Genomic DNA, 19,132 nt, shown 5'->3' with positions numbered 1-19,132 from the left:
CGGGTACCGTCGACACGTGCTCGTGGCCGCCGCTCTGATACCCGAGACCGCCCTGCTCGTCCCCGGTGCCGCCGGTGCCGCCGAGGTGCTCACCGACGAGCGGGACGCGGCACTGGACGCGGTGCGTGACCTGGTCGCACACGGTCCGGACCGTGTCGTCGTGGTGGCCGCCCGCAGCCGCAGGACGTCCGCCGAAGATGTCGACCCGCCCGACGTCGATCCCCGCGCGGTCCATCCGCCCGAGTCCGATCTCGCGGTGGGCGAGCCCCGCAGCGACCGCCTCCGGCCGACGCTCGCGGCCGCGGGGATCGACGACGCGATGCTCGGGTGGCCCGCTCCGGCGTCCGGCCCGGGCGCGGTGGTCGTCCAGGAGGTCGGGGCGGCGGTCGCGCTGCTCCTGCTCGACCGGGTCGGCTGGGACGGTCCGGTGCAGGTGGCCACGGTGGCCGCCGAGGATGCCCCGGCGTTGCGCGAGCTCGGGGCGCGTCTCGTCGAGGACACCTCGACGACCCTGCTGCTGGTGGGATCGCTCAGCGCCCGCCGTGGTCCTCACGCCCCGCTGCCGCAGGACGATCGCGCGAGAGCGTTCGACGCCTCGGTCCTGGCCGACCTGACCGATCTGGGGCCGGAGGCGGTCCGGCGGCTGGTAGCCGTTCCGACCGACCTGGCCCGGGACCTTGCGGTCAGCGCCTGGGCTCCGTGGCAGGTCCTGCTCGGCGCGGTGGGCGCCTCCGGTCTCACGGAGCCGCTGCGCGCCGAGCTCAGGTCGCTCTCGGCTCCGTACGGCGCGACCTACGCCGTCCTGGTCTGGGGTGCGGCGTGACGGCCGCGACGGGCCCGCCCGTGGTCGCCGTGGTCGGTCCGACCGCGACCGGGAAGTCCGACCTGGGTCTGCAGCTCGCCCTTCGGCTCGGGGGAGAGGTGCTCAACGCCGATGCGATGCAGCTCTACCGGGGGATGGACATCGGGACCGCGAAGCTCCCCCTCGAGGAGCGGGCCGGCGTGCCGCACCACCAGCTGGACGTCCTGGACGTCACCGAGGACGCCTCGGCCGCGCGGTACCAGCGCGACGCTCGCGGTGACCTCGCCACGATCCTCGCCCGGGCCTCACGCGCGATCGTGGTCGGAGGGTCGGGTCTGTACGTGCGGGCACTGCTCGACCGGATGGAGTTCCAGCCGGTCGACGCCGAGGTGCGTGCCCGGCTCGAGGAGCGGGCCGCGGCGCACGGCGTGGGTCTGCTGCACGACGAGCTCGCGACCCTCGACCCGGCGGCAGCACAGGCGATCGGCCGGGCGAACACCCGACGGGTGGTGCGAGCCCTCGAGGTGATCGAGCTCACCGGTCGTCCGTACACCGCGTCCTTGCCCGAGCAGGAGTACGCGGTCCCGACGCTCCAGATCGGGCTGGACTGCGACCGCGCTGCGCTCGACGAGCGGATCAGGGCGCGGGTCCGGCGGATGTGGGACCAGGGGCTGGTCGTGGAGGTCCGCACGCTCGCGGAGCACGGTCTGGGACGCACGGCATCGCGCGCGGTCGGCTACGCCGAGGTGCTCGAGATGCTGCGGGGGCAGCTCGCCGAGGACGACGCGCGCGCCAAGGTCGTGGCCGGGACCCGCAGGCTGGCCCGCAAGCAGATGGGGTGGTTCGGGCGCGACCCGCGGGTGCACTGGCTCGACGCCCTCGACCCCCACCTGCTGGACCGGGCCCTGGACCTGGTGGACCGGTCCGACGCGGGCAGGCTCGTCGATCCCGGGACCCGGCGCCGTACGCTCGGTTCATGAGCTCTCCGACCGCGACCGGCCACGTACAGGGTCGTTCCACGCGCCTGACCGTGTCCAAGGGGCACGGCACGCAGAACGACTTCGTCCTCATCGACGACCGGGACGCAGCCCTGGACCTGACCCCCGATCTGGTGCGTCGGCTCGCGGACCGTCGTGCGGGGGTCGGCGGTGACGGGGTGATCCGGCTCGTCGCGAGCGTGCACCTCCCCGCCGCAGCTCCCTCGCTCACCGAGGACCCCGCCGCGACGTGGTTCATGGACTATCACAACGGCGACGGCAGCACCGCGGAGATGTGCGGCAACGGTGTGCGGGTGGTGGCGCTCCTCGCCGAGCGCCTCGGCGTCTGGGACGGGCGCAGCGAGCTCGTCCTGGGCACCCGGGCGGGTGTCCGCCGCGTGCGGCGCGTCCCGGCGCCCGACCAGGGGCCGGCCGAGTGGTACAGCGTGGACATGGGGCCGTGGCACCTGCCGGGCGGACCCGGAGCCGCGGCGGCCGGGGCCGACGCGGAGGTCGAGGTCGACGGCCTGCCGGTCGCCCGTGCGGCCCTGCGGGTCGATGTCGGCAACCCCCACCACGTGGTCGCGCTCGCGGACCTCGCAGAGCTCTCGGCCGCGCGGCTGCACGTCGCCCCGCACGTCACCCCTGCTCCGGCAGCCGGGACCAACGTCGAGCTGGTCGTCCCCCTGGGGGAGTCGACCGACGCCGACGGCGTCCTGGTGGGCAGGGTGCGGATGCGGGTGCACGAGCGAGGGGTCGGCGAGACGAGGTCGTGCGGCACGGGGGCGTGCGCGGCGGCGCTCGCCGTCCGCACCTGGGCGGGGGCCGGCGCGCCGGATGTCTGGCTCGTCGACGTCCCCGGTGGCACGGTCCGCGTGACGGTGCTCCCCGACGGCCACGTCGAGCTGGCCGGTCCCGCGGTGCTCGTCGCGGACGTGGACGTGGACGTCGAGGCACTCCTGGCGGTGCCCTGACTCCCCCTGCAGTCAGGTCGGCGTGACCCGCAGCACGCGGAAGCCCTTCGCGCTCGCGACCCGGTCGACCGGGAGCCCGAGGTGCTCGACGATCCACCTCTGCAGCGAGTCCGCGCCGAGGTTGCGCTGGACGACGAGGTGGCCCTGGGCGCCGGGCGCCAGGCGGGGCAGCCAGGTGCGGAGCATCTGGTGGAGCACGTCCTTGCCCACCCGGATCGGCGGGTTGGACCACAGCGCAGCGAGGCGGACGTCGTCGGGCACACCTGTGGGGGTGGTCGCGACGACGTTGGTGAGCCCGAGGTCGTCGGCGGTCCGGCGGACCAGGTCCAGCGCGCGTTCGTTGACGTCGACCGCCCATACCCGGGCCGCGGGCGACTGCAGGGCCATGGTCAGGGCGACCGGACCCCATCCGCAGCCCAGGTCGAGCAGGTCACCGGCGGACGGCGCCGGGGGGACGGTGCGCAGCAGCACCTGCGTCCCGAGGTCGATCCGTCCGGGGGAGAAGACCCCCGCAGCGGTGTGGACCGAGCGTGGTCGCCCGTCGAGCACGACCTCGATGGTCCGTCGTTCGGCCGCCGATGCCGGACGTGCGGTGAAGTAGTGGTCCCCGTCGCCGGTCGAGCTCTCGTGCGCCACGCCCCGCACTGTACCGATCAGACCTCCGCTCTCCGCCCTCGGGGTAATCGGTCGCGGTCCCGTGCGGCCTCGTGACACGCTGGGTACCGGACGAGAGGACCCGATGACCAACTCTGAGACCGACCCGCGCAGCGCCCGAGAGGTGGCCGACGCGGTCGTCGCCCGCGTGCTGGCCCGCGCCGGGACCGCCCTGGACGAGGGCAGCACCCGCACCACGCACGACGACGGCGACCAGCTGGACCGCGCCGACCGTGCCGCCCTGCGCAGGGTCGGGGGCCTGTCGACCGAGCTGACCGACGTCACCGAGGTCGAGTACCGGCAGCTGCGGCTCGAGCGCGTCGTGCTGGCAGGCATCTGGTCGACCGGGACGGCCGAGGGTGCCGAGCTGTCGATGCGGGAGCTGGCCGCGCTCGCGGAGACCGCGGGCTCGGAGGTGCTCGACGGGGTGCTGCAGCGGCGTTCGACCCCCGACCCGGGGACCTACCTGGGATCGGGCAAGGCGGCCGAGCTCGCCGAGATCGTGCAGGCCACGGGGGCCGACACGGTGATCGTCGACGCGGACCTCGCCCCCTCGCAGCGCCGTTCGCTCGAGGACATCGTCAAGGTCAAGGTCATCGACCGGACCGCGCTGATCCTGGACATCTTCGCCCAGCACGCGAAGTCCCGGGAGGGCAAGGCGCAGGTCGAGCTGGCCCAGCTCGAGTACCTCCTGCCGCGTCTGCGCGGATGGGGCGAGTCGATGTCCCGCCAGGCCGGTGGTCGCGTCGCGGCAGGTGCGGGGATCGGGTCGCGCGGTCCGGGTGAGACCAAGATCGAGCTCGATCGTCGCCGTATCCGCACGCGGGTCGCCAAGCTGCGCCGGGAGATCGCCGCGATGGCGCCCTCGCGCCGCACCCGGCGGTCGTCCCGGAACCGCAACCACGTCCCGTCGGTGGCCATCGTGGGCTACACGAACGCGGGCAAGTCGAGCCTGCTGAACCGGCTCACCGGGGCGGGGGTTCTGGTCGAGAACGCCCTGTTCGCGACCCTTGACCCGACGGTCCGCCGCGCGCAGACCCCCGACGGACGGGCGTTCACGCTCGTGGACACGGTCGGGTTCGTCAGGTCCTTGCCCACGCAGCTGGTCGAGGCCTTCCGCTCGACCCTCGAGGAGGTCGGCGACGCGGACCTCCTGCTGCACGTGGTGGACGTCGCGCACGGCGACCCCGAGGGTCAGGTCTCGGCGGTGCGCGCGGTCCTGGCTGAGATCGAGGGAGCGGGCGACATCCCCGAGCTGATCGTGCTCAACAAGGCCGACATGGCCGACCCCGAGGTCGTCGAGCGGCTGCGGCGCCGCGAGCCCCGCTCGGTGCTGGTCTCGGCCCACACCGGCGCAGGTCTGGACGAGCTCAGGGACCGGCTCGCGCTCGAGCTGCCGCGCCCGCTGTCGAGCGTCGAGGTGACGATCCCCTACGACCGCGGTGACCTGGTCAGCCGTGTGCACACCGAGGGTGAGATCGAGTCCGAGGAGCACACAGGTCGGGGCACGGCGATCCGTGCGCGGGTCGACCCTGACCTCGCCGCCGAGCTCACGCAGGCGGACGTCGGCGGTGCCTGACGACGTCGGTGCCTGACGTCGCCACGTCGCCGGGACGAACTACTCTGCGCAGGTGAGTGCTGAGCCGACGACCGCCGCGCCGTCTCCGGCAGGACCGGTGGAGCCTGACGCGAGCCCGGGGCAGGCGCCGCCCACCGACACGACTCCTGACCTCCTGGACCGTGCGGTCCAGGCGCTGGGAGGGGTCCACAGGGCGGGCCAGCACGAGATGGCCCGGGCTGTCGCCGACGCGCTGGAGGCCCGCGAGCACCTCCTCGTGCAGGCGGGCACCGGGACGGGCAAGTCCTTGGGGTACCTCGTCCCGGCCCTGCGTCACGCGGTCCTGGCCGAGGAGAGGGTCGTGGTCTCGACCGCGACCCTCGCCCTCCAGCGCCAGGTCGTGACCCGGGACCTGCCCCTCGTGGCACAGGCCGTCGCACCGCGGCTCCCGCGCACCCCCGAGGTCGCGCTGCTCAAGGGCTGGCACAACTACCTCTGCCGTCAGAAGGTCGCCGGGGGATACCCGGCCGACGACCCAGGGACGCTGTTCGACGCCGTCGGCATGGGTGAGGGGCCCGGCGCCGCCGAGCATCCCGCTCCGCCGGGCGGCGCCTCCGGGGCCGGCGAGCTGGGTGCGCAGGTGCTGCGCCTGCGCGAGTGGGAGCAGGAGACGACCACGGGTGACCGGGACGACCTCGTCCCCGGGGTGCCCGACAAGGCCTGGCGCCAGGTGTCGGTCACGTCGATGGAGTGCCTGGGTCCCAAGTGCCCGCTCGTCGACAGCTGCTTCCCCGAGCAGGCACGTGCTCGGGCCCGTCAGGCCGACGTCGTGGTCACGAACCACGCGATGCTCGGGATCGCCGCGGGCGGGTCGCCCGGGGTGCTGCCCGAGCACGAGGTCCTGGTGGTCGACGAGGCGCACGAGCTGACCGACCGGGTCACCGCTCAGGCGACGGCAGAGCTCTCGGCAGCCACCATCGAGCACGCAGCGCGGCTTGCGCGACGCCACGGGGGCATCCCCACCACGGACCTCGACTCGGCGGGTCAGGCCCTGGCGACGGTCATGGCCGAGCTGCCCGAGGGGCGCTTCCGCGAGGGGCTCCCTGCCGGTGCCACGGCTGCGGTGGCCGCGGTGCGGGACGCGGCGCGCAGCCTGCTCTCGGCGCTCAAGCCCGAGTCGGGCACGCAGGCCTCGCCGACGGCCGACGGTGGGCTCAAGATGGCGACGTCCACGATGCTCGCCCTGTTCGAGATCGCCGAGCGGATGACCGGTGACGCGGCGCAGCAGGGCCACGACGTGCTGTGGTGCGCCCGCGGCGACTCGGGGTGGGGTCGGTCGGGCGCGTCCAGGCTGCACGCCGCTCCGCTCGCGGTGGCCGGTCTGGTGCGGTCCCACCTGTTCACCGGCCGCACCGTGGTCATGACCTCGGCGACCCTGGCCCTGGGGGGGACCTTCGCGCCGCTCGCCCGGTCGGTCGGGCTGGACACCGAGCTGCAGCGCACCAGCGGCGACCCCCGGCCGCGTCGCCCCGACCACGATCCTGACAGCCCACGACCGTGGCGGGGGATCGACGTCGGGAGCCCCTTCGACTACCCGCGACGGGGGATCCTCTACGTCGCGCGGCACCTGCCGGCCCCGGGACGTGAGCCGACGACCCAGGCCCAGCTCGACGAGATCGAGGCGCTGCTGCGTGCCGGTGGCGGGGGAGCGCTCGGGCTGTTCTCCTCCCGTCGGGCAGCGCAGGCCGCAGCCGAGGCCATGCGGGAGCGCCTGGACCTGACCGTCCTGTGCCAGGGTGACGACCAGCTGCCCACGCTGGTCAGGCGCTTCGCCGAGGAGGACAGCACCTGCCTGTTCGGGACGCTCTCGCTGTGGCAGGGGGTCGACGTCCCGGGCCAGTCCTGCCGGCTGGTGATGATCGACCGGATCCCGTTCCCCCGCCCCGACGACCCTGTCCGGTCGGCCCGGTCCGAGGCGGTCGAGGCTGCCGGGGGCAACGGGTTCATGACCGTCGCCGCCTCGCACGCCGCGCTGCTCCTGGCCCAGGGTGCCGGGCGTCTGATCCGGACCGATGCTGATCGCGGGGTGGTGGCGGTCCTGGACCCGCGGCTGGCCACGGCACGGTACGGCCAGTTCCTGACCCGGACCATGCCTCCCTTCTGGCAGACCACCGACCGTACGGTCGCCCTCGCGGCGCTCGGCCGCCTCGCGCCCGGGGGAGTGCAGGAGGGTGCTGGCGGCACGCCGTAGGGTGAGCACCGGACGTGGAGACCGACGAGAGGTGGGGACGTGGCGGACAAGGCGAGTCGTGCGGAGCGCGCTGTCAGCGAGATCGACGACCTGGGGCTGGACGCCTCGGGATCGACGGTCGACCGTCGTACGACCCGGCTGGCCGTGGTCGGTGCCGGCAGCGTCGGCTCGACCATGGCCTACGCCGCACTGATGCGCGGGGCAGCCCGCAGCGTCGCGCTCTACGACGTCAACGCAGCCAAGGTCGAGGCCGAGGCCCTCGACATCGGCCACGGCATCCAGTTCATGCCGATGGCGGAGATCGTCGGGTCGGACGACATCGCGGTCTGCGCGGACGCCGACGTGGTGGTGGTCACCGCGGGGGCCAAGCAGCGTCCTGGTCAGTCACGCCTGGACCTGGCCGAGGCGACCATCGGCCTCGTCCGGACCCTCATGCCCCAGCTCGTCGAGGTCGCACCCGACGCCGTGTACATCATGGTCACGAACCCGGTGGACATCGTGACCTACGCGGCGCTGAAGATCTCCGGACTGCCCCCGAACCAGCTCTTCGGCTCGGGCACTGTCCTGGACTCCTCGCGGCTGCGCTACCTCCTCGCCCAGCACACCGGGGTCGCTGTCCAGAACATCCACGCCTACATCGCGGGCGAGCACGGCGACAGCGAGATCCCCCTGTGGAGCTCGGCTGCGATCGGGTCGGTCCCGCTGATGGACTGGCCTGGGGTGCCCGGGCCCGACGGCACGCTGGTCGGTCGCGTGGGCCCCAAGGCGCGGAAGCGGATCGCCGAGGAGGTCGTCAACTCGGCCTACCGGATCATCGCGGGCAAGGGGGCGACGAACTACGCGGTCGCCCTGGCCGGCTCGCGCATCATCGAGGCCGTGCTGGGCGACGAGCGCCGGATCCTCCCGGTCTCCTCGCTGCTCGAGGGCTACCAGGGGATCGACGACGTGTGTCTCTCGGTGCCGTCGATCGTCGGCCGCCAGGGGGTGGGCGCACGTCTCGAGATCCCCATGTCCGACGACGAGCTCGCAGGGCTGCGCGGCTCCGCCGACGCGATGCGCTCGGTGGCGGCCTCGTTCGGCCTCTGAGCCCGCCCCAGGAGGACCTGGCCCCCCACCGCACGGCCCGGAGCGGGACGCGGGGTGCTCACAGGCTGCGCAGCACGCTCACGACCCGACCCAGCACGGTGGCCTCGTCGGCCGGGATCGGCGCGTAGGCGCTGTTCTGGGGCAGCAGCCAGACGTGCCCGTCGGCCCGGCGCAACGTCTTGACCGTCGCCTCGCCGTCGATCATCGCGGCCACGATCTCGCCGTTCTCCGCCACCGGCTGGCGACGGACCACGACCCAGTCGCCGTCGCAGATCGCCGCCTCGATCATCGAGTCGCCCGCGACCTTCAGCAGGAACAGGTCGCCGTCGCCGACCAGCTGCCGGGGGAGCGGGAAGACGTCCTCGACGACCTGCTCGGCCAGGATGGGCCCACCGGCGGCGATGCGCCCGACCACCGGTACGTAGGACGGCGTCGGTGCGGAGTCCCCGCTCGCCATGCCCTCCTCGCCATAGCTGCGGTCGCGGCTCTCGGCCCCGAAGGACTGGATGGCACGTGAGTCGTCGGGGTGGACGACCTCGATCGCCCGCGGCCGGTTGGGGTCCCTGCGCAGGTAGCCCTTGCGCTCGAGCGTCATCAGCTGGTGCTTGACCGACGACGGGCTGGTCAGACCGACGGCCTCGCCGATCTCTCGCATGGACGGCGGGTAGCCCCGGCGCTCGACGCTGGCCCGGATGGTCTCGAGCACCAGGCGCTGGCGCGCGGTGAGCCCTTCGCCGTCGGGAGCACCGTCCGGCAGCGCGTGCACCGAGGCCACCGCGTCCTGCGGCTCAGACGGGGGTGTGCTGCGGGGAGCCACGGTGACCTCCTGGAGAAGGGTGGACGCCGACGGGGCCGGCGGGTGTCAGTGCCGGGTGGTGTTCTTGTCCGGTGCTAGTCAGCCTAGGCCCGCGCGCTCGTCGGATCAAACACCTGTTCGAGCGTGTCTCGACATTCTTCGGCCGATCGTGCTAGACATCGTACAGACGTTCGACGTACACGTGTTCGACCACAGGGTCGCGCAGAGGCCTCGTCACCGAGGCGCTGAGGAGGAGGTCACCATGAGCACCATCGCGATGGACACCCGGGCGATGACCGGGACTGCGTGGCGAGCCCATCGCACCGCTGCCCCAGCAGGCGGGCTGCGGCTGACGGCACGAGGGCGACTGGTCGTGATCTGCCTCACCGCGGCGGTCGTCGTCGCCGGGATGCTCGGCGGCGGTCGCGCCGAGGCGGGAGCAGTCGGGCCGGGCACTCAGGTGACCACGCACACCGTCGTCGGCGGCGAGACCCTCTGGGGGATCGCCCGCAGCGTGAGCGCGCCGGGCCAGGACCTGAGGGACGCGGTGGACGACCTGGTCGCGCTGAACGGGCTGTCGAGCAGTGCGCTGCGCGTGGGACAGCAGATCGTGGTCCCGGTCGACTGAGGATCAGGCGCCGGTGCGCTCCTTGCACCCTGGGAGGCCCGGCCGTACGGTGTCGGCTGACATCGCGATCGCGCGGTTCGGTTGCCTCGGGTACGGGCCGGACGGTGCGGCGTGCCTGCATCGAGGCCGGGGGTTTCGCACCGTGCACTGCCCTTTCTGTCGGCACGCCGACTCGCGCGTCGTCGACTCGCGGACCTCGGACGACGGTGCTTCCATCCGGCGTCGACGCCAGTGCCCCCAGTGCAACCGGCGGTTCACGACGGTCGAGACCGCGAGCTTGTCCGTGGTCAAGCGCTCAGGTGCGACCGAGCCCTTCAGCAGGGACAAGATCGTCACCGGTGTCCGCAAGGCCTGCCAGGGACGTCCGGTCAGCGAGGACGACCTCGCCCTCCTGGCCCAGCGGGTCGAGGAGACGATCCGGAGCACCGGGAGTGCCGAGCTCGACGCCTACGAGATCGGTCTGACCATCCTGGGCCCGCTCCGCGAGCTCGACGAGGTGGCCTACCTCCGGTTCGCGAGCGTCTACCAGGCGTTCGACTCCCTCGACGACTTCGAGGCGGCGATCACCGCGTTGCGTGCCGAGCACGAGCACGAGCAGGACGGGACCGCGGGCGGCACCGGTGAGGTCGCGCCCGATCCGGTGTGACCTCAGGCCCGCGGTGGTGGTGCGTGGGCGCCTGAGGAGAGCCCGGGGTGAGAGGTCGCGGGAAGCGTGTCCTGGTGTGAGGCTTGAGGTGCCGGCCCATCCTCAGGAGAGTCCATGACGCACGCCTTGCCCGACGGTGTCCCCCCTGTCGCACGGATCGACCACGACCTGCTCGCGGTCTACCTCAACGACCACCTGGCCGGAGCTTCCGCGGGGGTCGCACGACTGCGACGCACCGCCGACGGGCTGTCCGGTACGCCCGTGGGTCCTGACCTCGACCGGGTCGCGCGTGAGGTGGAGGGCGAGCGTGAGGAGCTCCGAGGGCTGCTGGCGGACCTCGGGGTGAGTGAGAGCCGCAGCAAGCAGGTCGCCCTCTGGGTCGGAGAGCGGATCGCCCGGCTCAAGGCCAACGGACGGCTGACCAGGAGCTCTCCGATGACCCCCTTGCTGGAGGTCGAGCTGCTTCGTAGTGCCGTCATGGGCAAGCGCGGTCTGTGGCAGACCCTGGCCGACCTGAGCCCGGCGCTCGGCCTCGACGGTCCGCGGGTGACCGCACTCCTCCTGCAGACGGACGCTCAGCTCGACACCCTGGACCAGGTGCACTCCGTGCTGCGGAAGCGGTCGCTGCGCGAACGGGCGCAGCGCCCCGGTTGACCTGCGGCTGACCCCGCAGCGGGAGCCTCAGGGGCGGTCGAGGAGCTGCTGACGCACGACCCGTCGCAGGACCTTGCCGATCTGGGACCGCGGGAGCTCGGGCAGGACGATGAGCTCACGGGGATGGGCGTAGCGGGCGAGCTTCTGCTCGCTCCACTCGCGGACGGCGTCGAGCTCGATCTTCGTCGCGCCCTCGGCCAGGACGATCGCGGCGACCACCTTCTCGCCCAGGTCCCCTCCCGGGACCCCGACCACGGCGACGTCCCGGATGCCGGGCATGGTGCGCAGGTGGTCCTCGACCTGGGAGGGGTACACGTTGAAGCCCCCGGTGATGATGATCTCCTTGATCCTGTCGACGAGCTCGACGAACCCGTCCTCCTGGACCACGACCACGTCGCCGGTGCGCAACCAGGTGCGTCCTTCGTGCTCGAGCAGGACGGCAGCGGTCTCATCGGGACGCTGCCAGTAGCCGTCGAAGACCTGGGGTCCCGAGATCAGCAGCTCGCCGCGTTCCCCGGGCGCGACGTCGCGGTGCGGGTTCTCGGGGTCGACGACCCGGATCAGGGTCGAGGGGAACGGGAGTCCGAGCATCCCGGGGCGCCGCGCCTCGGAGAGCGGGCTGCCCAGCGCGACGGGTGACGTCTCGGTCATCCCGTACCCCTCGACGAGCAGACCGCCGGTGACCTCCTCCCAGGCGGCCGCGGTCTCGGGCGGCAAGGACATGGCCCCCGAGATCGACCGGGCGATCGTGGTGAGGTCGGCACCGGTCTCCCGTGCGGCGGCTGCGAGGCGCTCGAACATCGGGGGGACACCCGGGAGGAAGGTGGCGGGTCGCCGGCGCTGCGCCTCGAGGACCTGCTTGACGTCGAACTTGGGGAAGATCACGACGGTGGCGGCGATGCGGATCGCGTAGGTCAGGCACAGCGTGAGACCGAACGCGTGGAAGAACGGCAGGGCGGCGTAGACGGTCTCGGTGCCCGCCTGGTGCTGGGTCCACGCCTGCCCCTGGGCGGCGTTGACGGCGACGTGACGGTGCCGCAGGACGGCTCCCTTGGGAGTGCCCGTGGTGCCGCCCGTGTACTGCAGCAGCGCCACGTCGTCGATGCCGGGGTGGGGGTGGTCGGCCGGCAGCGGTGCCGCACCGCGGACCAGGCGATCCCAGCGCAGCACCCCGGCTCCCTGCGGGACGCGGGATCGCATCGCGGCACGCGTCTGCCGGGCTGCGGAGACCGGGAGGCGCAGCGCGAGGCGCTTGATGCCCGGGAGGTCGGCCGCGAGGTTGACGGTGATGATCGTGCGCAGGTCGGTCTGCTCGCGGGCATCCAGGACGGCGGCGGTGGTCTTCTCCCAGCAGATCGCGACGACGGCGCCCGAGTCGGCGATCTGGTGGGCGAGCTCGCTCGCCGAGTACGTCGGGTTGTGCTCGACGACGACGGCGCCCAGACGGAGCACCGCGTAGAAGGCCACGATGTGCTGGGTGCAGTTGGGCAGGACCAGGGCCACCCGGTCCCCGGGCCGTACCCCCACCTCGCGGAGTGCCTCGGCCGCCTGGGCGACCTGCCGTCCGAGCGCCCGGTACGTGGTCACCGCTCCCAGGAAGTCGGCTGCCACACGCGTGGGGAACGCGCGGACCGAGTGCTCGAGCGTCACCGTCACGGGGTCGACCGGGTCGGGCACGTCCGCCGGGACCCCCGGCGCGTAGGAGCTGAGCCAAGGGCGGGGAGTCGTCGTCGTCACGGTCCAGATCCTAACCTACGCCTCCGTAACCTACCGAGCAGTAGGTCCCGGGTTCACAGGTCGCTCGAGCGCTCCGCCCAGATGTTGACCCCGGCGTCGACCGCGTGCCGGTCGATCGCCTCGAGCACCGCAGGCTCCAGGTGCGTGTCCTGGATCGCTGCGAGGTTCTCGTCGAGCTGGGCGACGCTGCTGGCGCCCAGCAGCAACGAGGTGACCCGCTCGTCCCGGAGCGCCCAGACCAGTGCGAGCTGGGCCAGGGACCGACCCGTGGACGCGGCGATCTCGTCCAGCGCCCTCAGGTGCCCGAGGGTGTCGCCGGTCAGGAACTCGGTACGCAACGGCCCGCCACGGGACGCGCGCGAGCCCTCGGGGATCCCGTGCAGGTACTTGTCGGTGAGCATGCCCTGAGCCAGGGGTGAGAAGACGATCGTGCCCAGGCCGGCGTCGCCGAGCACGTCGAGCAGCGATCGGTCGACGGTGCCCGGCCCGGTGCCCTCGGCAGCAGTGCCCGCGCCCGGCCGCTCGATCCATCGGTTCAGCATGGAGTAGGACGGCTGGTGCAGGGTGAGTGGCAGCCCGATCCCTCGTGCTACCTCGAGCGCCTCGACGGTCCGCCGCGCCGAGTAGGACGAGATCCCGACATACCGGGCGCGACCCGAGTCGAGCGCCGTGCGCAGCGCGCCCATGGTCTCCTCGAGCGGGGTCGTCGGGTCGTAGCGGTGGCTGTAGAACAGGTCGACGTGGTCGACACCCATCCGTGCGAGGGACTGGTCCAGCGAGGCCAGCAGGTACTTGCGGGAGCTGCCCTCGCCGTAGGGCCCTGGCCACATCCGGTAGCCCGCCTTGGTGGAGATGACCAGCTCGTCCCGGACGGCTGCCAGGTCGGTGCGCAGCACGCTGCCGAAGCTCTCCTCGGCGGCACCGGGCGGTGGACCGTAGTTGTTGGCCAGGTCGATGTGGGTGATGCCCCGGTCGACGGCATGCAGCAGGATCTCGCGCTGGGTGCTCAGCGGATGGGCAGCGCCGAAGCTCTGCCAGAGTCCCAGCGAGATGACGGGCAGGGCCAGTCCCGACCTCCCGGCCCGGCGATAGGTCATCGTGTCGTAGCGGTGAGGATCCGGCAGGTGCATCCCTTGACGCTACGCGTGAGCCCATGACCGGGCAAAGGACTGGCTTCTGCGACCGCGAGCCGCCAGGCTGGGGGAGGTCGGCGCTTCTGCCCGGCCGCGAGCAGGAGGTACGACGATGACCGACCACGACCCGGCACCGAAGGCCGAGGAGGCCAAGGCCCGCTTCCGTGAGGCGCTCGAGCGCAAGCGCGCGGCCCAGCACAAGACCGCGGAGGGTCGCCGCAACACCGGCTCCGTCCACGGGTCCGAGACGGAGGGCGGCTCGCAGCGCACCTTCCGTCGCAAGACGGGCTGACCGGCGCACGACCCACCACGACGGCGCGTCCCCCTGCGGGGGCGCGCCGTCGTGCTGCGTCCCGCGGTGAGGGACGAGGGATGGCGGGCTGGTCGCGTGCCCGGTGTCAGGAGAGCAGCCGGAGCCGGATGGTCTGCGACATCTCCTCGAGCACGTTGCACACGTCGGGGGAGAGGTCCGAGCCGACGTCGGTCACGACGTAGCCCAGGTCGCCCCGGGTGGCGAGCAGCTGCCCCTCGATGTTGACGTCGTGCTCGGCGAGCGTCTGGTTGATGCCGGCGAGGACCCCTGGCGTGTTGTGGTGCAGGTGCGCCAGGCGGTGCGCACCGGTCCGCTGCGCCAGTGCGAGGTTCGGCAGGTTCACGCTGAGCATCGTGGTGCCGGTCGCGAGGTAGTCGCGGAGCTTGTTGGAGACGAACTGGCCGATGGCCTCCTGCGCCTCCTCGGTCGAGCCGCCGATGTGAGGGGTCAGGATGACGTTGGGCAGTCCGCGCAGGTCCGACTCGAAGTGGTCACCCCGCCGCTTGGGCTCGACCGGGAACACGTCGACCGCTGCGCCGCCGATGTGCCCGCTCAGGATGTGCTCGCGCAGCGCCGCGTAGTCCACCACGAAGCCGCGGGAGAGGTTCAGGAAGACCGCTCCCGGGCGCATGCGGGCGAACTGCTCGTCACCGAACAGGCCGCCGTTGCCGCTGCGCCCGTCCACGTGCAGGGTCACCACGTCGGAGACCTCGAGCAGCTCGTCGAGCGTCTCGACCCGACGCGCGTTGCCCAGGGAGAGCTTCTCCGCCGAGTCGTAGAACACCACCGACATCCCCAGCGCCTCGGCGAGGACCGAGAGCTGGGTGCCGATGTTGCCGTAGCCGACGATCCCCAGGGTCCGTCCGCGCACCTCGTGGGCGCCGTCGGCCGACTTGTCCCAGACGCCGGCGTGCAGGGCCTGGTCGCGCTCGGTCAGGCGGCGGGTCAGCGCGATGATCTCGGCGAGGGTGAGCTCGACCACGGACCGGGTGTTGGAGAACGGGGCGTTGAAGGCGGCGACACCGTGCAGGGCCGCGGTGCGCAGGTCGATCTGGTTGGTGCCGATGCAGTACGCACCGATCGCGAGCAGGTCAGGTGCGTTCGCGATGACCCGCTCGGTCACCAGGGTCTTGGAGCGGATGCCGAGCAGCTGGACCCCCTGGAGCGCTTCGATCAGCTCGTCCTCGTCCAGCGCCCCGCCGTGGGACACGGTCTGGATCCCGTCGGTCTGCAGGATCGACGTGGCCAGGGGATGGAGGTTCTCCAGCAAGAGGGCTCTCAGCACGGCCCTATCGTGTCCCTCCGGGCCGTGGGAGCCAAACCGGGACCGACAGGCGGGACATCGCCGGCTGCGGTCGCACGGCACCGGGTGAAGTTCCCGCCGCGCCGCGAAGTCACCCCGGGGTCGACGAGCCTGCGGCGTGAGGGGCTGGGAGACTGGTCCGATGGACCGGCGAGGACGACGGGACGGACGCACGGCACGCGAGTCGTGGCGAACCCGCCGGATGCTGCGTCAGATGGACCGGGCGGCCCACCGCGCCGCCCGTCGCGCCGGGTCGGCCCGTTTCAGCACTCCTCGGGTCGGGACACCCCGTGTGCTCGCCCTGCTCCTGGTGCTCGTCCTGGGAGGGGCCCTCGCCGCCGGCTGGCGGGACGGCGGGTGGGACTCCCTGACCAGCCCGTTCGTGCCGAGGGTGTACGTCGAGATCGAGGGACGGGCGGTGGCGGTACCCCGCCCCGAGCCCTCCGAGGGCCGGCTCCGTCCGGTCGTCCCCGTGACCACGAGCGGTTCCTACGCCTTCCTGCACACCGACGACACGGGAGAGCCGGTGGGCTACGACCCGTGCCGACCGATCCGGTACGTCGTCCGCCCCGACGGCATGCCGCCCTCGGGGCAGGCGCTCCTCGCCGACGCCGTCACGGTGGTCTCCGAGGCGTCGGGTCTGGAGTTCGTGGACGTGGGGGTCACCGACGAGGCCCCGACGCTGGACCGGGCCCTCATCCAGCCCGAGAGGTACGGCCCGGGCTGGGCCCCGGTGCTCGTGGCGTGGTCCGACGAGAGCGAGGTCGCCGAGCTCGCAGGCAACGTGGCCGGGGTGGCCGGTTCGGCCGCGGTGCCGGGATCGCGCGGCGAGGGGACCTGGCTCGCCGCGGGCCGGATGGTCCTGGACGCCCCGGACCTCGTGGCGCTCCTCGGTCGGGCGGACGGCTACGAGCAGGCGCGCGCCATCGTGGTCCACGAGCTCGCGCACGTCGTGGGCCTGGACCACGTCCAGGACACGGGGGAGCTCATGCACCCGATGACCTCCCACCGTGCAGACCTCGGCCCTGGTGACCTGGCGGGGCTGGCGATGCTCGGGCAGGTGGCCTGCCAGGGCTGATCAGGGCCGTCGTCCTGCCGGTCGGGCGGTCGACCCGCCACCGTCAGGGCGTCCACCCGGCCGGCAGCGTCGTCGAGGTGACCACGCGCAGGCCCCGGGTGGGCCGGGTCATCGCGACGTACAGGTCGCCCATCGACACCTCGCCGATGGCCGAGGGCTCGGCGAGCACGACGAGGTCGAACTCCAGGCCCTTGCTCATCCGGGGCGACATCACCGCGACCCGCGCGTCGAGCGCCGTGCCACCGCTGGGAGGTCGCAGGTGCTCACCCAGGCCCGCGTCGACCAGCGCGGACCGCACCTGGTCGACCAGGGCGCCGGGTGCGATCACCGCGACCCGGCCTGCGTCGACGGTCAGCGGGTCGGCCTCCTGCCCGACCAGCTCGTCGAGCGCGAGGGCGACCTGTGACACGACCTCGACCACCACCCCGTCGGAGCCGGCCCCTGCGACGCGCAGTGCGTCGGGCACGTCGCGCGCCGACGTGAGGGCGCTCACGGGCAGCCCTGCGGTCCGCGCCACGTCCTGAGCGGTCCGGGCGACCTCGGCGGGGGTGCGGTAGTTGACGGTCAGCTCGGCCAGACGCCAGGACCCGCGCAGCACGGGGTCGAGCATCTGCTCCCAGCTGTGCGCCCCGCCCGGGGCGGCTGTCTGGGCGACGTCCCCGACGATGGTCATCGACCGGGTGGGGCACCGGCGGAGCAGCATGCGCCACGCCATCGGTGAGAGCTCCTGGGCCTCGTCGACCACGATGTGGCCGTAGGTCCAGCTACGGTCGGCCGCCGCACGCTCGGCCGTGGTGAGTCGCGGCGCGCTGTGGGCGAAGCGGTCGGCGAGCAGCTCGGCACTGACCAGGCCGCCACCGGCCCCGGTCGAGCTCAGCACCTGGCGGGCGTACTCGAGCTCGGCGCTGCGCTGCTGGGCGTCCTGGGCCGTCTGCGCCCGGGCGGCCTGGTCGTCCTCACCGAGGAGCTCGGCGGCCTCGTCGAGGAGCGGGATGTCGGCCGGTGTCCACGGAGAGCCCTTGGCCCGCTGCAGCGCCCTGCGATCGGCGGCAGGCAGGTCAGGCGCTGCGGCTGAGAGGCGCTCGGGCCGGCTGAACAGGTCCTCGACGAGTCGTTGGGGGGTCAGGGGCATCCACGCGAGGTTGAGGGCGATCCGGATCTCACGGTGCGACCGCAGCTCCTCGGTGATCTCCCCGCGGTCCTCGAGCGGCACGGGGTAGCCGAGCGCCGAGACGTACTGGGTGGTGAGCCGCGCGAGCATCTCCCGGACGAAGACCACCCGGGCGAGGTTGTGCGGACGGTTGGAGCGCCGTGCCTTGGCTATCGCGTCGGTGACGTCGTGGGGATGGACCATCACGGTGCGCCCGTCGACGTCGACCGTTCGGGCCTCGGCCGGAACACGTTGACGCTGGCGGACCGCCCTGCTGATCACCCGTGCCATGGTCGGGAGTCCCTTGATCCGGGCGACGTCGTCGGGCTCGGTGCCCTCCGCGGTGACGCCGGGCACCAGGTCCGAGATGGTCGTGGTCACCACGCCCGTCTCTCCCAGGGAGGGCAGCACCTGGTCGATGTACCGCAGGAAGGTGTGGCTCGGCCCGATCAGGAGGACGCCGGACCGCTCGAGGGTTCGGCGGTGGGCGTACAGCAGGTAGGCCGCGCGGTGCAGCGCGACGGCGGTCTTGCCGGTACCGGGCCCACCCTGGACCACCAGGGCGCCCTGCAGGTCGGACCGGATGATCGCGTCCTGCTCGGCCTGGATGGTCGCCACGATGTCGCCCATACGACCGGTACGACCGGTGGCCAGGGCGGCCAGCAGCGCTCCCTCGCCGGTCAGCCCCTGGAGCACCCCTGGCTGGTGGCCAGAGCCGGTGGGGTCCGGTGAACCCGTGAGGGCGCTGAGGTCGAGCACCTCGTCCTCGAGCCCGGTGACCGCGCGACCCCGGGTGACCAGGTGACGGCGCCGCACGACGCCGTCGGGCTGGGCCGAGGTCGCACGGTAGAAGGCCTGCGCGGCCGGCGCGCGCCAGTCCGTGAGCAGGGACGTGTGCTCGGCGTCGGTCAGCCCGATCCGCCCGATGTAGCGCGTCGTGTCGTCGGTCAGGTCGAGCCTGCCGAAGCACAGCCGTTGCTCGACCGCGTCGAGCTGGGCGATCCGGTCCTCGTACAGGGTGGCGAAGGCGTCGCGCTCGGACCTGTTCTGGGGGGAGCCCGAGGGACCGACACGCCGTACCTCGGCCAGCCGTGCCGCGGTCTGCTCACGCAGCTCGTCGAGCCGTGCGTAGCGGAGGTCGACGGCGGACTGTTCCTCGCGCAGCTGGTCCTGCCTGCCTGCCACTGTCTCCCCTTGCTCGTCGCCCGGAGCGCGGTGCCGGCCCGGTCCGGGCTCCGCGGTGCCGACCCGATGGGCCCGGGACGGCCGTCCATTATCTGCCCCACCGCGGTGATGCCGTGACCGCCACGCGGTCCGTACGTCGCCGGTCTCGCGGGACCGGGTGGTGCGCGCGACCGACCGAGCGACCCGTAGGATCGAGGAGGCCGACCT

At 72.9% G+C, this 19,132-nt stretch carries 17 protein-coding genes; 11 read left to right on the top strand and 6 right to left on the bottom strand.

The genetic code is table 11. The features are described from left to right. Positions 1-16: 16 nt before the first annotated feature. Genes M1R94_RS03975 through dapF form a run of 3 tightly spaced genes read left to right on the top strand, consistent with a single transcriptional unit; the run spans position 17 to position 2,753 of the window. On the top strand, positions 17-823 hold the full coding sequence (locus tag M1R94_RS03975) for a class III extradiol ring-cleavage dioxygenase family protein (protein ID WP_249380371.1): 807 nt from the start codon (positions 17-19) through the stop codon (positions 821-823). Next, positions 820-1,782, top strand: a complete 963-nt coding sequence (gene miaA / locus M1R94_RS03970; protein ID WP_249380370.1) for a tRNA (adenosine(37)-N6)-dimethylallyltransferase MiaA — start codon at positions 820-822, stop codon at positions 1,780-1,782. Before M1R94_RS03975 ends, miaA begins: the two co-directional genes overlap by 4 nt. Then, the gene (dapF, locus tag M1R94_RS03965; protein ID WP_249380369.1) at positions 1,779-2,753 is read left to right on the top strand and encodes a diaminopimelate epimerase; all 975 of its coding nucleotides are present in this window, start codon (positions 1,779-1,781) and stop codon (positions 2,751-2,753) included. The genes miaA and dapF overlap by 4 nt, the downstream gene beginning before the upstream one ends. Before the next feature lie 12 nt (positions 2,754-2,765). On the opposite strand, the gene M1R94_RS03960 is transcribed toward dapF, so the two are convergent. Further along, positions 2,766-3,389 (bottom strand): class I SAM-dependent methyltransferase, encoded by a 624-nt coding sequence (locus M1R94_RS03960; protein ID WP_249380368.1) that lies wholly within the window; start codon positions 3,387-3,389, stop codon positions 2,766-2,768. Positions 3,390-3,492: 103 nt separating this feature from the next. Here M1R94_RS03960 and hflX point away from each other — a divergent pair, with 103 nt between their 5' ends. The 3 genes from hflX to M1R94_RS03945 all read left to right on the top strand — a co-directional run bounded on the left by hflX (position 3,493) and on the right by M1R94_RS03945 (position 8,302). Beyond that, the gene (gene hflX, locus M1R94_RS03955; RefSeq protein ID WP_249380367.1) at positions 3,493-4,986 is read left to right on the top strand and encodes a GTPase HflX; all 1,494 of its coding nucleotides are present in this window, start codon (positions 3,493-3,495) and stop codon (positions 4,984-4,986) included. A gap of 52 nt (positions 4,987-5,038) precedes the next feature. Continuing rightward, positions 5,039-7,216, top strand: coding sequence for an ATP-dependent DNA helicase (locus M1R94_RS03950; RefSeq protein ID WP_374109423.1), 2,178 nt, complete (start codon positions 5,039-5,041; stop codon positions 7,214-7,216). A gap of 90 nt (positions 7,217-7,306) precedes the next feature. Then, the gene (locus M1R94_RS03945) at positions 7,307-8,302 is read left to right on the top strand and encodes an L-lactate dehydrogenase (RefSeq protein WP_249380600.1); all 996 of its coding nucleotides are present in this window, start codon (positions 7,307-7,309) and stop codon (positions 8,300-8,302) included. A gap of 58 nt (positions 8,303-8,360) precedes the next feature. Here M1R94_RS03945 and lexA read toward each other — a convergent pair whose 3' ends face one another. Beyond that, positions 8,361-9,077 carry a transcriptional repressor LexA gene (gene lexA / locus M1R94_RS03940; RefSeq protein WP_249380599.1) on the bottom strand — a complete coding sequence of 239 codons (717 nt, stop codon included), beginning with the start codon at positions 9,075-9,077 and terminating at the stop codon, positions 8,361-8,363. Positions 9,078-9,360: 283 nt separating this feature from the next. Between lexA and M1R94_RS03935 the strand changes: the two genes are divergently transcribed. The 3 genes from M1R94_RS03935 (at position 9,361) to M1R94_RS03925 (ending at position 11,026) form a co-directional block, all read left to right on the top strand. After that, on the top strand, positions 9,361-9,726 hold the full coding sequence (locus M1R94_RS03935) for a LysM peptidoglycan-binding domain-containing protein (protein WP_249380366.1): 366 nt from the start codon (positions 9,361-9,363) through the stop codon (positions 9,724-9,726). A gap of 142 nt (positions 9,727-9,868) precedes the next feature. Continuing rightward, positions 9,869-10,372 carry a transcriptional regulator NrdR gene (nrdR, locus tag M1R94_RS03930; RefSeq protein ID WP_249380365.1) on the top strand — a complete coding sequence of 168 codons (504 nt, stop codon included), beginning with the start codon at positions 9,869-9,871 and terminating at the stop codon, positions 10,370-10,372. A gap of 114 nt (positions 10,373-10,486) precedes the next feature. Beyond that, positions 10,487-11,026: a hypothetical protein gene (locus M1R94_RS03925; protein ID WP_249380364.1), complete on the top strand. Its 540-nt coding sequence runs from the start codon at positions 10,487-10,489 to the stop codon at positions 11,024-11,026. A 27-nt stretch (positions 11,027-11,053) separates the two neighbouring features. Here M1R94_RS03925 and M1R94_RS03920 read toward each other — a convergent pair whose 3' ends face one another. Then, on the bottom strand, positions 11,054-12,763 hold the full coding sequence (locus tag M1R94_RS03920) for an AMP-binding protein (RefSeq protein WP_249380363.1): 1,710 nt from the start codon (positions 12,761-12,763) through the stop codon (positions 11,054-11,056). 53 nt (positions 12,764-12,816) lie between these two features. Then, complete coding sequence (locus tag M1R94_RS03915) at positions 12,817-13,893, bottom strand: aldo/keto reductase (RefSeq protein WP_249380362.1); 1,077 nt, start codon at positions 13,891-13,893, stop codon at positions 12,817-12,819. 115 nt (positions 13,894-14,008) lie between these two features. On the opposite strand from M1R94_RS03915, the gene M1R94_RS03910 reads away from it, so the two are divergent. Then, complete coding sequence (locus tag M1R94_RS03910; RefSeq protein ID WP_249380361.1) at positions 14,009-14,188, top strand: DUF5302 domain-containing protein; 180 nt, start codon at positions 14,009-14,011, stop codon at positions 14,186-14,188. Positions 14,189-14,294: 106 nt separating this feature from the next. Here M1R94_RS03910 and serA read toward each other — a convergent pair whose 3' ends face one another. Next, on the bottom strand, positions 14,295-15,494 hold the full coding sequence (gene serA, locus M1R94_RS03905) for a phosphoglycerate dehydrogenase (RefSeq protein ID WP_249380360.1): 1,200 nt from the start codon (positions 15,492-15,494) through the stop codon (positions 14,295-14,297). 160 nt (positions 15,495-15,654) lie between these two features. Between serA and M1R94_RS03900 the strand changes: the two genes are divergently transcribed. Beyond that, on the top strand, positions 15,655-16,590 hold the full coding sequence (locus M1R94_RS03900) for a matrixin family metalloprotease (protein ID WP_249380359.1): 936 nt from the start codon (positions 15,655-15,657) through the stop codon (positions 16,588-16,590). A gap of 43 nt (positions 16,591-16,633) precedes the next feature. On the opposite strand, the gene M1R94_RS03895 is transcribed toward M1R94_RS03900, so the two are convergent. After that, the gene (locus M1R94_RS03895) at positions 16,634-18,925 is read right to left on the bottom strand and encodes a HelD family protein (RefSeq protein WP_249380358.1); all 2,292 of its coding nucleotides are present in this window, start codon (positions 18,923-18,925) and stop codon (positions 16,634-16,636) included. Between the last annotated feature and the right edge of the window lie 207 nt (positions 18,926-19,132).

Origin of the sequence: Actinotalea alkalitolerans, from assembly GCF_023369855.1 — a bacterium.
Taxonomy (GTDB): domain Bacteria; phylum Actinomycetota; class Actinomycetes; order Actinomycetales; family Cellulomonadaceae; genus Actinotalea.
This window is presented reverse-complemented; position numbering and strand designations above follow the sequence as displayed.

What these genes read in the sequence shown, in the direction of transcription:
- M1R94_RS03915 (WP_249380362.1), bottom strand. Translation starts at nt 13,893, where the DNA reads ATGCACCTGCCGGATCCTCACCGCTACGACACGATGACCTATCGCCGG.
- dapF (WP_249380369.1), top strand. Translation starts at nt 1,779, where the DNA reads ATGAGCTCTCCGACCGCGACCGGCCACGTACAGGGTCGTTCCACGCGC.
- M1R94_RS03910 (WP_249380361.1), top strand. Translation starts at nt 14,009, where the DNA reads ATGACCGACCACGACCCGGCACCGAAGGCCGAGGAGGCCAAGGCCCGC.
- hflX (WP_249380367.1), top strand. Translation starts at nt 3,493, where the DNA reads ATGACCAACTCTGAGACCGACCCGCGCAGCGCCCGAGAGGTGGCCGAC.
- M1R94_RS03935 (WP_249380366.1), top strand. Translation starts at nt 9,361, where the DNA reads ATGAGCACCATCGCGATGGACACCCGGGCGATGACCGGGACTGCGTGG.
- M1R94_RS03900 (WP_249380359.1), top strand. Translation starts at nt 15,655, where the DNA reads ATGGACCGGCGAGGACGACGGGACGGACGCACGGCACGCGAGTCGTGG.
- M1R94_RS03925 (WP_249380364.1), top strand. Translation starts at nt 10,487, where the DNA reads ATGACGCACGCCTTGCCCGACGGTGTCCCCCCTGTCGCACGGATCGAC.